Here is a 13,577-nt window from a genome sequence, read left to right on the forward strand (position 1 = left end):
TCAACATGAACCACAGACGCAGGCACACCGACCACTGCCTCCTGCCTTGGCGAACCAACGGCGGAACCTGCGCAAACAACAATAACAACGGAGACAACGATGGCTCACTCCAGCTCGCAAGCCAAAAAAGCGACCGCCAGTGGATGGATAGGCTCGGCACTCGAGTACTACGACTTCTTCATCTACGCCCAGGCCGCTGCACTGATTTTCCCGCAGATCTTCTTCCCCAATACTGACCCGAAAATGGCCATCATCGCCTCGTTGGCCACCTACGGCGTGGGCTACCTGGCGCGTCCGGTCGGTGCTTTCGTGCTGGGCCACTGGGGTGACACCCGCGGTCGCAAGAACGTGCTGCTGCTGTGCATGTTCCTGATGGGCCTGTCGACCATGGCGGTAGGCCTGCTGCCTACCTACCACGACATCGGCTACCTCGCACCGGCCTTGCTGGTGGTGCTGCGCCTGATCCAGGGCTTTGCCGTGGCCGGGGAGATCTCCGGGGCCAGTTCCATGATCATGGAGCACGCGCCGTTCGGTCGAAGAGGCTACTACGCCAGCTTCACCCTGCAAGGCGTGCAAGCGGGCCAGGTGCTGGCAGCGGCGGTGTTCCTGCCACTGGCCTACTTCATGCCTAGCGAAGCCTTCACCGAATGGGGCTGGCGCATACCGTTCCTGATGAGCGCCGTGGTGCTGATTGCAGGCTTCATCATCCGCAAGGAAGTGCATGAAACCCCAGCCTTTGTGAAGGAAGAGAAGCAGGACAAAGTTGCCAAGTCGCCAATCCGCGAGGCCTTCCGCCACAGCTGGAAGCACATGGTGCTGGTGATGTTCATGGCCCTGATGAACGTGATCCCGGTGGTGGCCACCATCTTCGGTGCGGCATACGCTGTGCAGCCGGCCTATGGCATCGGCTTCGACAAGAGCGTCTACCTGTGGATTCCGGTAGTCGGCAACATCGTTGCGGTGCTGGTGATCCCGTTTATCGGCAACCTGTCCGACAAGATCGGCCGTCGCCCGACCATGATCGCCGGCTGCCTGGGCTCTGGCCTGCTGGCCTTCGTCTACCTGTATGCCATCAGCATCCAGAACGTGCCCATGGCGTTCGCCGCCTCGATCGTGATGTGGGGCATGGTGTATCAGGGTTACAACGCGGTGTTCCCAAGCTTCTACCCAGAGCTGTTCCACACCCGCTACCGCGTTTCGGCCATGGCCATCGCGCAGAACATCGGCACCATGCTGACCGCCATGCTGCCGGCGCTGTTCGCCCTGATTGCACCGCCTGGCTCGGACAACATCCCGCTGGTGGTAGGTAGCCTGGCGTTCTTCATCACCTGCGTGTGCGCCCTGGCAGCCTACATCGCCCCGGAAACCCACCGCCTGGCGATGGAAGACCTGGGTAACCCGGACGCCAAGCCGATGGAGAAAGAAGCCTATGAAGCTAGCCGTAAAGGTAGCTTTCAGGCAGTGAGCCACTGATAGACCGCTGGGGCTGCTTTGCAGCCCATTCGCGGGCTTGCCCGCTCCCACAGGTACCGCACAGCTTCAGCCTCGGTGCGATCCTGTGGGAGCGGGCAAGCCCGCGAATGGGCCGCAACGCGGCCCCCGGCAATCTCAGCCTTTGATCACTTCCTGCAAGCGCGCCCACAGTCGCTCGACATGCTCCCGCTCAGTCGGCAGCGCACCCACCGACACCCGCACCATCCACCGCCCATCCAGCGTCGCCGGCGTCACATACGCCTCCCCGGACGCATTCAGCCGCTCGGCCCACCCCTTGGTATGCGCATCCAGCACCTCCCCTTCCAGCCCCGCCGGCCGATGGCGAATGCACAAGGTCTGCAATTGCACCGGCGCCAGCACTTCCCACTGCGCCGCCGCCCCGACCTGCTCTGCCAGCCACCGGGCATTGTCCAGGTCACGCCGCAACCGCGCCTGCAACGCTTCGACACCCTCGCTGCGCAACATGAACCACAGCTTCAACGCGCGGAACCGACGGCCCAGCGGGATGCCCCAGTCACGCAGGTTCTTCACCTCGCCATCCACCGCCGATTGCAGGTAGCTGGGGTTGGTGCTCATCACCCGGATCAGGTGCTGCGGATCACGCACGTAGTAGATCGAGCAGTCGAAGGCCACGCCCAGCCACTTGTGCGCATTGACCACTACCGAATCGGCCAGCTCGATGCCGTCCCACATCCAGCGGCACTCGGGCAGGATCATCGCCGAACCGGCCATGGCCGAATCCACATGCAGCCACAGGCCATGGGCCTGGGCGATCTCGCCGATCGGGCGCAGTGGGTCCAGCGCGGTGGTGGTGGTGGTGCCGGTGGTGGCCACCACGGCGCATGGCTGGTTGCCCGCTGCCAGGTCCTGCTCGATGGCGGCCTGCAGCGCCTCCGGGCGCAAGGCATAGCGTTCGTCGGTCGGGATCAGGCGGATGTTGTCGCGACCAAAGCCGGCCAGCAGCGCGGCCTTGTCCACCGAGCTGTGGGCGTGGGCGCTGACGTAGACGATCAGGGGCTTGGCCTGGGCTTGCAAGCCACCGCGCACCAGTGCGTAGTCGCTGGCGCGCTCGCGGGCGCTGATCAGCGCCACCAAAGTGCTGGTCGATGCGGTGTCCTGGATCACCCCGCTCCATTGGCCCGACAGGCCGAGCAACTGGCGCAGCCAGTCGAGGGTGGTTTCTTCCAGCTCGCTCAGCGCCGGGCTGGACTGCCACGACAGGCCCAGCACGCCCAGGCCGGTGCTGAGGAAGTCGCCAAGTACCGAGGACAAGGTGCCATTGGAGGGGAAGTAGCCGTAGAAGTCCGGGTGCTGCCAATGGGACAGGCCGGGCATGACCAGTTGGTTGACGTCGTCGAGGATGGCTTCGAAGGGCTCACCTTGCTGGGGAGCGCTGTCGGGCAAGGCGGCCTTCAGGTAGCCAGGCTCGACCTGGGCCATGACCGGGCGTTCGCCGACGGTCTGGCGGTAGTCGGCAATCAGGTCGATCAGTTGGTGGCCGTACTGGCGGAATTGTTCGGGGGTCACGTGGGCTCTCCTGTGGGTAATCCACTGCCTGTTCCGGCCCTATCGCCGGCAAGCCAGCTCCCACAGGTACTCCATAGGCTTCAGACCTTGTGGCTGACTTGTGGGAGCTGGCTTGCCGGCGATAGGGCCGGAACAGGCAACACAATGCCCCCAGTCTAGGCACCTATCCCCCGGCGAATAACCCCGCATCGCGCATACCTGCTATGGCAAACCCGCATGCCCACCCTGCACGCCGAACTGCGACTGACGCCACAGCTCGAACACCCGGTTGCGCAACCAGCGGTGCTCGGCCGAAGCCTGCAGGCGCTGGTGCCATACCACCCAGTAGCGCTGACTGTGGTCGATAAAGCCCAGCGGCCGCCAGGCCAGGTCATGCAGGCGGCACAGTTGCCGGGCAATGTGCTCCGGTACGGTGGCCACGGCCTGGCTGTTGGCGATGACCTTTACGGTGGCGGAAAAAAACGGCACCTCCAGGCTGACCCGCCGCTGCAGGCCCTGGGCACGCAGGTGGCGGTCGATGAAGCTGTCCTTGTCGCCGCCGCCGGAAATGCGCACATGCTTGTGCGCCAGGTAATCGGCCTGGCTGAGCGCGGCATGGGCGGCCAGCGGGTGGTCGTGGCGCATCAGGCACACCGCACGGTCCTCACCCAGCAAGCGCCCGTGCAGGTTGGGGGGCGACTCGTCGAACAAGGTGGTTGCCAGGTCGATTTCGCCGCTGGCCAGCAACGCATACTGGCCGGCCTGCCAGGTACGGTATTCCAGCGATACACCCGGGGCTTCGTGTTCCAGCGCAGCCACCAGCAGCGGCAGCATATGCTCGGCGACATAGTCCGAGGCGGCCAGGCAGAAGCGCCGCTCGCAGCGCGCCGGGTCGAACACTGCGGGCTGGCGCAGCGCGTGCAGCTCTTCGAGAACCTGGCGTAGCGGTTCGACCAAGGCTTCGGCGTGTTCGCTGAGTACGTAGCCGCGGCCTTGGCGCACCAGCAACGGGTCGTCGAAGGCTTCGCGCAGGTGGGCCAGCTGCCGGCTGAGGGCCGACTGGCTGACGCCCAGGCGCTCGGCGGCGTGGCTGAGGTTTTTCAGCTGCAGTAGGTGGTCGAGGGTGCGCAGGTGGGCAAGGCTGAGGGAGGCGAAGGTGGGGTTCATCGAGGGTTCGGCTCCAGACCGCAGGCGAGGGCTTTGCCCTCGTTTCGCGACACAAGGCCGCTCCTACAGAGGAATGCATAACCCCTGTGGGAGCGGCCTTGCGTCGCGAATGGGCCGCAACGCGGCCCCGGCTTTTTAGGCAGTCAGACCAACGTAGACGTTCTGCACGTCATCGTTCTCGTCAATCGCCTCAAGGAACGCTTCAACCTCGGCCAGCGCCTCGGCACTCAGGCTGGCTGCGCTCACCGGGTTTTTCGGGGTATAGCCGATTTTTGCCGCGGTCACGGTGAAGCCTTGCTCCGGCAGCGCCTTCTGCACGGCATCCAGGTCGGTGGTATCGGTGATGAACAGGGTCGAGCCCTCTTCTTCACCTTCCTCGAAGTCCTGGGCGCCGGCTTCGATGGCGGCCATTTCCGGATCAGCGTCAGCGCTTGCCGGGGTGGCTTCGATCAGGCCTACGTGGTTGAAGTCCCACGCTACCGAACCGCTGGCACCCAGCTGGCCCTTGCGGAACAGCACACGAATCTGCGCGACGGTGCGGTTGATGTTATCGGTCAGGCACTCGACGATCAGTGGTACCTGGTGCGGCGCGAAGCCTTCATAGCTCACCGCATGGTACTGCACGGCGTCACCGTCCAGGCCAGCACCCTTGCGGATTGCCCGATCCAGGGTCTCGCGGGTCATCGAAGCCTTCTTGGCTTGCACGATGGCCAGGCGCAGGCGCGGGTTCATGTCGGGATCGGCGCCCGACTTGGCAGCGATCTGGATTTCCTTGGACAGCTTGCCCATGACCTTGCCTTTGGCATTGGCCGCTGTTTCTCTATGTTTGGCTTTCCACTGTGCGCCCATGTCAACTCTCTTGTTTCAGCGGCCGGTTCAGGAAGCGACCGGCCAAAAGTGGGTGCATTTTATACGCCCTCAGGCATGGGATCGACAAGAAATCTCATCAGCCTTTATCGGCTTTGCCTGCCGCCGCGGCAAACCGCGCCAGGCGTACATCCAGCCGGCGTGGCCGCAGGCCGTGGTCCTCGGCGCGCTCCTTGCGGCGGATGGCGTTGCGCACCACCAGCGAGCCCAGGTAGCGGATCGGCTCGGGCGGGAACAGCCCCAATGGCCCCTTCACGAGTGGCGAACGGGTCCACGGGTTGTCCAGCCCCAGCGCCAGCGACGAAAGAATCTGCCCACCCATGTGGCACGGGCCAACGCCGCTGCCGGAGTAACCAAAGCCGTAGAACACGTTGCCCTGCCCGTCCAACCGGCCAAAGAACGGCAAACCGGTCACCGAGCGGTCCGACGGCCCGTTCCAGCTGGCCGCCAGTGGCACCTCGGCCAAGGCCGGGAAAAACCCGCCAAGGGTTTCGCCCAGCAATGGCCGGTACGGCGACGGCTGGTCGAATACCGGCAGCATCCGCCCGCCATAGGCAAACGTGTTGCCGCCCTTGCCGAGCATCAGCCGGCCATCGGAGGTGTTGTGGTAGTAGTGCACGAAAATCCGCGAGTCGAGCACGCTGATGCCGCTGTCCAGGCCGATCTGGCGCAGCAGTTCGGGGCACGGTTCGGTAATGACCATGTCGCTGGAAACGATCGCCACGCTGCGCTCGAACTGCGGAAAAGCCCGCGCCATCCAGGCATTGAGGCCCAGCACCACGCGGTCGGCGCGCACGGTTCCATGAGCGGTGCGTACCTGCACCGGGGCACCGTGCTCCAGGCCGGTCATGGCGGTGCCTTCATGAATGCGCACACCGCGCTGCAAGGCCACCCGGCGCAGGCCGCGCACCAGCTTGCCCGGCTGCACCGTGGCTGCTGCCGGCGAGAACCAGCCCTCCAGGTGTCGCGCCGAGCCCGCCAGACGCTGCACCTGTTCCAAGGGCAGGCGACTGAACGAATTGATGCCCTTCTGCTCCAGCGCGGCGATCACCCCGTCCGTGGCGCCGACCTGGGCCGCGTTGGTGGCGGTGTACAGCGTGCCGTCCAGGCGGTAGTCACAGTCAATGCCGTTTGCCGCGCAGAACGCCCCGATGTCACCGATGCTGCGCTCCGACTCGCTTACCAGGCGTACCGCCTCGGCCATGCCGAACAGGCGCTCGAGGGTGAAGTACTTGGCCGACCAGGACAACGCGCAGCCACCGTTGCGGCCACTGGCACCGGCGCCGCAGATGTCGGCTTCGATCAGCAGCACATCCAGGGCCGGCACCGCCTCTTTTAGCATCAATGCCGTCCACAGGCCGGTGTAGCCGCCACCGACGATGCACACATCGCAGCGGGCATCGCCTTGCAGCGGCGGGCACACCGCCTCTTGCGTGGAATCCAGGGCCTGTTGCAGCCAGAAGGGTCTCATTCGCTCGCTTTCCTTTCAGGTACGCAGTGGCTTGATTGCCATGCTGGTATTCGGTGCCACGTCGTTGCTTTGCACACTGCTGGCCGGGCGGCTGTTCCAGTGCGGCAGCAGCACCAGCGCCGAGAACAGCGCGCAGCCAGCGAACACGATGAACACCGTGACGCCGTCGAAGTAACCCGGCAGCAACCCACCCAGCACCGCCCCCACCGAGCCGCAACCATTGACGAAGCCGGCGGCAGTGGCACCGGCCTTGGCGGTGCCGAAATCGATGGCGGCGGCGCCGCTGATCATGGAGTCGGGCCCGTACAGGGTCAGGCCCATGACGAACAGCAAGGCCACCACCAGCATCACGTTGCCGGTGTGCATGGCCGCCATGAACCCCGCCAGCGCCACGGTCAGCAGCACCAGGCTGATGACACAGGCCGGCATGCGCCGGGCGCCGAACAGCTTGTCGGAGGCCAGGCCGATGAGGATCGGGCCGAGCAGCCCGGCCAGTTCGAAGGCGGTCGGGATGATTGCCGCGCCGACCTTGCCTACCGAGGGCATCTGCTCGAACACGATGACCGGCCCCCACAGCAGGATGGCGTAGCGCGCCGGCTTCAACAGGAAGTACGCAAGCCCCAGGGTCAGCACCGTGCGGTTGCGCATGATCTCCCTCAGCGGCGCCCACACGCTGCACAGGTTGTCAGCCGGGGCCATGCTCTGCGGCTCGGGCTCCACCGCCGGCAGGCCGACATCCTCAGGTTTGTTGCGCTGCAGGAAGAAGAACAGCACGGCCACCAGCGCCACCACGGCGGCACTGGAGAAAAACGCTGCGTGCCAGGTGCCCACCAGGGTATAGGCCCACCAACCGGCGAACGGTGAGGCCACCAGGCCGCCGAAGGCGTAGCAGGAACTCCACAGCCCCAATACCCGCCCACGCTGCGAGGCCGGGAAGAAACTGCCGATGTTCTTGCACAAACCGGCCCAGCCGGTGGACTGCGCCAGGCCCTGCACCAGCATGCACGTGGCAAAGATCGGGAAGGTGGCGTAACTGCCCATCACCACCGCTGCCACCGCAGAAATCAGCAACCCGCCAAGCACCACCACACGCGGGCCGAAGCGGTCGGCGAGCATGCCCCAGGTGAACTGGCCCACGGCGTAGGCAGCCAGGTAGATGGCGTCGAGGTTGGCCATGGCGGCCTTGTCGAGCATGAAGCCTGGGTCTTCAGCGATGCCCAGCTTGGCTACCGAGAAGGCTTTGCGGGTGAAGTAGAAGGCGGCGTAGGCCAGCCAGGTGATGGCGAAAATCTGGATGCGCCAGCGTTTGAACGCGGCTAGGGATTGATTCATGTGAGTCTGACCTCTTGCTCAAGTGTGCCGGCAGAATGTGAAGAAACGCCTGTCTTGTTCTTGTGTTACGCACAGCGATGACGAGGCTGTCATCGGGTCAGGTGGCACCGTGTGGGCACCAAGGCCCTGGCGCCATTCGTGATGCCGGCACCGGGCTGACATGCATGGAAACAGTTGCGCTAAGATAAATAAAATCGATTTATCGTATTTCACACATAAGCCCAGCTTGTTACTGAGGTCAGTCATGTCGGTTTCCCACGCACAACTCAAGGCCTTCCATGCGGTGGCCGTGCACGGCAGCTTTACCCGCGCTGCGCAAAAGCTGTTCCTGACCCAGCCAGCGGTGTCGGACCAGGTGCGCAAACTGGAGGAGCGTTTCGGCGTATTGCTGTTTCACCGCAACAAGCGTTCGGTGCAGCTCACCGACCTGGGCGAGCGCCTGCTGGGCATCAGCCAGCGCCTGTTCGCCTGCGAGGCCGAGGCCCTTGACCTGCTGCAGGATTCGCGCGCGCTGCACACCGGCAGCCTGGTGCTGGCGGTGGATGCGCCGGTGCACGTGCTGCCGCAGATCGCCCGCTTTTGCCAGCGCTACCCGGGCATCCAGGTGAAGATCGAGACCGGCAACACCGATGAGTCGCTGGCCCGCCTGTTCAGTTACCAGGCTGATCTGGCCCTGCTCGGCCGGGACGTCGACGATGAACGCCTGCATTGCCTGCCACTGCGCCGCGACCCGATGGTGGCGTTTGTTTCGCACAACCACCCGTGGGCCAGCCGCGGCTCGATCAGCCTGGCCGATCTGGACGACACGCCATTGGTGCTGCGCGAGCCCGGCTCGGTGACGCGACAGACGCTGGAAGAAGAGATGCAACGGGCGGGTTTGCGGATTCGCCCGGCAATCCAGGTGGAAGGCCGCGAGGCGGCGCGTGAGGCGGTGGTGGTGGGGATTGGCGTGGGCGTGGTGTCGGCGGCGGAGTTTGGCGCCGATGCGCGGGTGTGTGCATTGCCGATCGTGGATTGTCAGCGGCATTTGACCGAGACGCTGGTGTGCCTGAGCGAGCAGCGTACGCGGCGGGTGGTGGCGACCTTTTTGCAGATGGTTGAAGAAGGTTTGTAAGCCTGTACCGGCCCTTTCGCAGCACAAGGCTGCTCCTACAGATTATCGCATTGCCCTGTAGGGGCAGCCTTGTGCTGCGAAGAGGCCAGTGCAGGCAACCCTACTATGCTGGAATAACCTCAACCCACAAACCGCCCCCCATGCTCTACCGCCTTGCCGCCGACACTCTGGTCCTGTTGCACCTGGCCTTCATCCTGCTGGTGCTGTTCGGCGGCCTGCTGGTGCTCAAGTGGCGCCCCGCCCTGCTCATCCACCTGCCGGCCCTGGCCTGGGGCCTGGCGGTGGAGTGCCTGCAGCTGGGCTGCCCGCTCACCACCTGGGAAAACCGCATGCGCAGCGGCGCCGGTGACGCGGGGTACCAGGGCGGCTTTGTCGAGCACTACATCTGGCCGCTGATCTACCCCGCCGGGCTGACCCCGCAGGTCCAGCTGCTGCTGGGCAGCATCGTGCTGCTGCTCAACCTCGGCATTTACAGCTACGTGGCCTGGCGCTGGCGACGGCCTAGCGGGTAGCGATCACGAACAACCGCGGGAACGGCAGCAGCACCTTGCCATCGGTGGCCGGCGGGTAGTCGCGCTGCATGGCCTGCAGGTACATCTGCAGGAAATCCGCCTGCTCCTGGTCATCGAGCCTGGCCAGATAAGGCCGCAACGCCGAACCCTTGAACCACTCCACCACTGCTTCGGCGCCACCCACCAAAGGGTGGTGATAAGTGGTCCGCCACACATCCACTCGCGCACACAGCGGGCTGAGCAAGTCGTAGTAGAACGCCGCACCGTGCCGTGGTGGCAACTGGAAGTCGGCGAACTTCGCCGCCCAGGGGCCTTGGCTGGCAATCTCGCGCAACTGCCGATGGGCCGGTTCGTCGAGGTTGTCGGGGGTTTGCACGGCCAGGCTGGCGCCTTCGCTCAACTGACGCACCAGGTGCGGGTACAGCGAGGCGTGGTCGGGTACCCATTGCAGCGAGGCATTGGCCAGGATCAGGTCCTGCGGCTCGGGTGCAGACCAGCCGGCAATGTCGGCGATGACCGTACGTACCCGTGGGATGCACAGCCGCTTGCGCTCGCGGGCCTTGTCGATCATGTCCGGGTCGCTGTCCAGCGCAGTCACCTGTGCATCGGGGTAGCGTTGCAGCAACACCTCGGTGGAATTACCCGGGCCGCAGCCCAGGTCGGTGGCGTGGCGCACCGGGCGTGGCGGGATGGCGGCGAGCAGGTCGCGCACCGCGCGGGTGCGTTCGTCTTCGAACAGTGAATACTGGGTGGCGGACCAGGCCATGTGCGGCTCCTTTGGGCGGGCAATGTGTCTAGCATATGCCATCTGTCGCCCAACGGGCCCCTTCCGCAAACCTGTGGGAGCGGCCTTGCGTCGCGATAGGGCCGCAAAGCGGCCCCGGCAATCTGTGCTGTATCGAAGATCCTGGGGCCGCTCTGCGGCCCTTTCGCGACGCAAGGCCGCTCCTACAAGGGTTTGCGCCAGGCTGGCGATGAATCAGTCTGGCCAATGACCAGCCCGCCATCAGCCGCGCGCACCACCGTCACTGGCAACACCGCAGGCAACTGCTCCAGCAGTGCCCGCACCTGTCGGCTGTCGAACTCACCCGACAAGCGCAAACCACCGGTGCGTTCATCCGCCAGCCGCAGTGGCACCTCGCTGTAGCGCTGCAAATCCACCATCGCATCGCGCAACGGCGTACCGTCAAAACGCAACACCGAGCTGCGCCAGGCCTCCATCGCACCTGACGCCACGGCCTGCACCTCGCCCAACTCGCCAGCAGCAGCAAGCAGTTGCTGCCCAGCCCGCAGTGGCTGCACGGCGCCGTGCCCACTGCCGACCTCGACCGCCCCCTCCAGCACCCCTACCCGCACGCCACGCACATCGCTGCGCACGTCGAACACCGTACCGATATCACGCACCCGCACGCCCTGGCTGCGGACAATGAACGGCGCATCGGCATGCACTACGGTAAACCGCGCCTGCCCTTCGACCAGCTCCAGCTGCCGGCTGCGCAGGCGCCGTTCAATCCGCAGGCGGCTACCGGAATCCAGCAGCACCTGGCTACCGTCCGCCAGCACCAGCTCGCGCTGCGCGCCCACGGCCACCCGCACCTGCTCGATATGCCAGGCAGGGTCCAGCCACCACAGGCTGCCCGCCAGCAGCAACGACAACAGGCTGGCCTTGGCCGCCTTGCCGGCCTTGCGCCGGCGTGCTGTCATGGCTTTGCCTTCGGCGAGCAACGCCTCGCGGGACGCCACCCGCTCACGCAGGGCTTCGCTGAACGCCTCCAACGGGTCGGCCTGGGCCTTGCTTTCACGCTTGCCCTGGCTCATGCCCGCGCCTCGCCCTGCAGGCGCCGGGCCGGTTCCCAGCGGCTGGCGATGGTACGCAACGCCCGGTTGAAGTGCTGGGTGACCATGTTGACCGAAATCTCCAGCTCGGCGGCGATGTCACGCTGAGCCATGCCATGAATGCGGTGCAGCAGGAACACCTGGCGCTGACGTGCCGGCAGGGCTTCGATGATCGCCAGCAGGGCATGCAGCTGTTGCTCGAAATCCAGCTCGCGGGCACCGTCCCAGCTGTCCAGGGCCGGTTCGTCATGGCTGGCGGCGGCCAGATAATCCGCACGCAGCGATTCGGCGCGCACCCGGTCGATGGCCCGGTTGAAGGTGACCTTGCGCAGAAATGCCAGCGGCAGCGAAATGCGCTGGCGGGGTGGCTTGTCGAGAATCTGCAGGTACACGTCGTGCACCAGGTCGCGGGCAAAATGGCGGTCGCGAAAGCGCTGGCGGATGTAGCGGACCAGGTCGTCATAATGCAACGCCAGCGCGTCAAGCAGTTCCTGGTTGGGCGGAGTGTTGGGCATGAAGGGCCGGCGCCAAGTGATAATGCTTCGCATTGTAGAGGCCGGCACAGGCATTTGTCAGCCAATGGCCAGCAACCCTGCCGGAACTGGCTGGCTATGCTTCAGGTCATCCCTTACATGCGCATGCCCATGAAGACCTACATCGCCCTCGCCATCCTGGCCCTGATTGCCGCCGCCGCCCTGCTCGGCTCGCCGTGGATGAACCAGCGCTTTCACATGCCCGCAGAAAAAGCCCAGGCCCAACAACGCGAAACGGCCGGGTCCCCAAGGGAGCCGGCCGTTTCCAGACGCGAGTAACGTTTAGTGCTGCTTGCCAGTGCGGATCTGGTGCACCACACCCATCGCCACCACGATCGCTGCTGCGATACCGGTGGAGATCACCAGGATCTGGTAGTCAGGCATGAAGGCCATCGTCACCAATGCAGCCACGATGAACGCGATTGCCAGGTAGGTCAGCCACGGGAACAGCCACATCTTCAGGCGAATTTCCTTGCCTTCGGCAATCAGCTTGCGGCGCATGCGCAGTTGCGAGAAGGCAATCACCAGGTACACCAGCAGGGCGATCATGCCCGTGGTGTTCATCAGGGTATCCAGCACGTCTTTCGGGCGCAGGGTCTCGCTGAAGTTGATCAGCGCACACACCACGGCCACGGCGCACGAGCCCATGATCGCGTACACCGGTACACCGGTGCCGGCACGGGTGATCTTGAAGAACGACGGCGCATCGCCACGCTGGGCCAGGGAGAACAGCATGCGCGAAGCGGTGTAGTGGCCCGAGATCAGGCAGCTGCTCACCGAGGTCAGCACCACGAAGTTCATCAGCAGCTCGGCATACGGCACGCCCAGCAGTTCCAGGGTACGGCGGTAGGCGCCATAACCGGAAACGCCCAGGTGCGGGTCGTTCCACGGTACCAGGCAGACGATCAGGAAGATCGAACCGACGTAGAACAGGCACACACGCCATACCACCGAGTTGGTGGCCTTGACGATCTGCGCGGCCGGGTCTTTGGCTTCGGAAGCGGCGATGGTGACGATTTCGGCGCCCAGGAAGGCGAACATCACCCCGAGCAATGCACCGATCACGGTGGTGATGCCATTGGGCATGAAGCCTTCGGCGGTGAGGTGGCTGATGCCACGCACTTCACCGAACTGCCAGACGTTCATCACGGCAGCGGTACACACGATCAGGAAGCAGACGATCGCGATCACCTTGATCAAGGCGAACCAGAACTCGAACTCACCGTAGTGCTTGACGTTGAAGAAGTTGACGGTGATCAGCAACAGGGTCGTGGCCAGCACGAACACGTTGACGCTAACGTCGGGGAAGAAGCCATGCAGGATCTTGCCCGCCACATAGGCTTCCCAGGCCATGAGGATGACCCAGTACCACCAGTACAGCCAGCCGATGGTGAAACCGGCCCAGCGGCCAATGGCGCGGTCGGCGTAGGTGGAGAACGAGCCGGTGTCTGGCGAGGAAGTCGCCATTTCACCCAGCATGCGCATGATCAGCACCACCAGGATGCCGCCCGCCAGGTAGGCCAGGACAGCGGCTGGGCCGGCGCTGTGGATCACGCTGCCGGAACCGACGAACAAGGCGCCGCCAATTACCCCGGCGATCGACATCATCGTCAGGTGGCGCGACTTCAGCGAGGCACTGAGCTTGCTCTCATGCCCGCCTTTCGCGGTGGTGGTTGTGGATGTTGCGTCCATCAGTTGTGTACCCCGTGCTTCTTTTTATCCAAGGAAAACCGTGAAACCCCGAT

The 13,577-nt window shown here is 64.7% G+C and carries 13 protein-coding genes; 4 read left to right on the top strand and 9 right to left on the bottom strand.

Annotation, left to right across the window (positions count from 1 at the left end; all coding sequences use genetic code 11):
* Nucleotides 1-99 precede the first annotated feature (99 nt).
* Nucleotides 100-1,473: an MFS transporter gene (locus tag AK81_RS17905; RefSeq protein ID WP_043200898.1), complete on the top strand. Its 1,374-nt coding sequence runs from the start codon at nucleotides 100-102 to the stop codon at nucleotides 1,471-1,473.
* A gap of 135 nt (nucleotides 1,474-1,608) precedes the next feature.
* Here the strand turns inward: AK81_RS17905 and AK81_RS17910 are convergent, their stop codons facing one another.
* From AK81_RS17910 to AK81_RS17930, 5 genes are all read right to left on the bottom strand, one after another.
* A complete protein-coding gene (locus tag AK81_RS17910; protein ID WP_043200901.1) occupies nucleotides 1,609-3,021 on the bottom strand; it encodes a DOPA decarboxylase in 1,413 nt (470 codons plus the stop codon).
* A gap of 201 nt (nucleotides 3,022-3,222) precedes the next feature.
* Entirely contained in the window at nucleotides 3,223-4,167 is a 945-nt protein-coding gene (locus AK81_RS17915) for a LysR family transcriptional regulator (protein ID WP_043200904.1), read from the bottom strand.
* A gap of 135 nt (nucleotides 4,168-4,302) precedes the next feature.
* On the bottom strand, nucleotides 4,303-5,016 hold the full coding sequence (locus tag AK81_RS17920; RefSeq protein WP_043200907.1) for a YebC/PmpR family DNA-binding transcriptional regulator: 714 nt from the start codon (nucleotides 5,014-5,016) through the stop codon (nucleotides 4,303-4,305).
* Nucleotides 5,017-5,113: 97 nt separating this feature from the next.
* A complete protein-coding gene (locus AK81_RS17925; RefSeq protein ID WP_043200910.1) occupies nucleotides 5,114-6,505 on the bottom strand; it encodes an FAD-dependent oxidoreductase in 1,392 nt (463 codons plus the stop codon).
* A gap of 15 nt (nucleotides 6,506-6,520) precedes the next feature.
* Complete coding sequence (locus AK81_RS17930; RefSeq protein ID WP_043200913.1) at nucleotides 6,521-7,837, bottom strand: MFS transporter; 1,317 nt, start codon at nucleotides 7,835-7,837, stop codon at nucleotides 6,521-6,523.
* Between the two features lie 244 nt (nucleotides 7,838-8,081).
* Between AK81_RS17930 and AK81_RS17935 the strand changes: the two genes are divergently transcribed.
* Both AK81_RS17935 and AK81_RS17940 read left to right on the top strand, forming a co-directional pair.
* Nucleotides 8,082-8,951: a LysR substrate-binding domain-containing protein gene (locus AK81_RS17935; RefSeq protein ID WP_043200917.1), complete on the top strand. Its 870-nt coding sequence runs from the start codon at nucleotides 8,082-8,084 to the stop codon at nucleotides 8,949-8,951.
* 140 nt (nucleotides 8,952-9,091) lie between these two features.
* The gene (locus AK81_RS17940) at nucleotides 9,092-9,463 is read left to right on the top strand and encodes a DUF2784 domain-containing protein (RefSeq protein WP_043200920.1); all 372 of its coding nucleotides are present in this window, start codon (nucleotides 9,092-9,094) and stop codon (nucleotides 9,461-9,463) included.
* On the opposite strand, the gene tam is transcribed toward AK81_RS17940, so the two are convergent.
* The 3 genes from tam to AK81_RS17955 all read right to left on the bottom strand — a co-directional run bounded on the left by tam (nucleotide 9,453) and on the right by AK81_RS17955 (nucleotide 11,814).
* Nucleotides 9,453-10,229 carry a trans-aconitate 2-methyltransferase gene (gene tam, locus AK81_RS17945; protein ID WP_043200923.1) on the bottom strand — a complete coding sequence of 259 codons (777 nt, stop codon included), beginning with the start codon at nucleotides 10,227-10,229 and terminating at the stop codon, nucleotides 9,453-9,455. The genes AK81_RS17940 and tam overlap by 11 nt on opposite strands.
* Before the next feature lie 182 nt (nucleotides 10,230-10,411).
* Nucleotides 10,412-11,281 carry a FecR family protein gene (locus tag AK81_RS17950; protein WP_050491910.1) on the bottom strand — a complete coding sequence of 290 codons (870 nt, stop codon included), beginning with the start codon at nucleotides 11,279-11,281 and terminating at the stop codon, nucleotides 10,412-10,414.
* The gene (locus AK81_RS17955; protein WP_043200925.1) at nucleotides 11,278-11,814 is read right to left on the bottom strand and encodes an RNA polymerase sigma factor; all 537 of its coding nucleotides are present in this window, start codon (nucleotides 11,812-11,814) and stop codon (nucleotides 11,278-11,280) included. Before AK81_RS17955 ends, AK81_RS17950 begins: the two co-directional genes overlap by 4 nt.
* A gap of 117 nt (nucleotides 11,815-11,931) precedes the next feature.
* Between AK81_RS17955 and AK81_RS17960 the strand changes: the two genes are divergently transcribed.
* Nucleotides 11,932-12,111, top strand: coding sequence for a hypothetical protein (locus tag AK81_RS17960; protein ID WP_043201014.1), 180 nt, complete (start codon nucleotides 11,932-11,934; stop codon nucleotides 12,109-12,111).
* 3 nt (nucleotides 12,112-12,114) lie between these two features.
* Here AK81_RS17960 and AK81_RS17965 read toward each other — a convergent pair whose 3' ends face one another.
* Nucleotides 12,115-13,524, bottom strand: a complete 1,410-nt coding sequence (locus AK81_RS17965; protein WP_043200928.1) for an amino acid permease — start codon at nucleotides 13,522-13,524, stop codon at nucleotides 12,115-12,117.
* Nucleotides 13,525-13,577: the final 53 nt, after the last annotated feature.

The organism is Pseudomonas putida W15Oct28, from assembly GCF_000708715.2.
Taxonomy (GTDB): domain Bacteria; phylum Pseudomonadota; class Gammaproteobacteria; order Pseudomonadales; family Pseudomonadaceae; genus Aquipseudomonas; species Aquipseudomonas putida_R.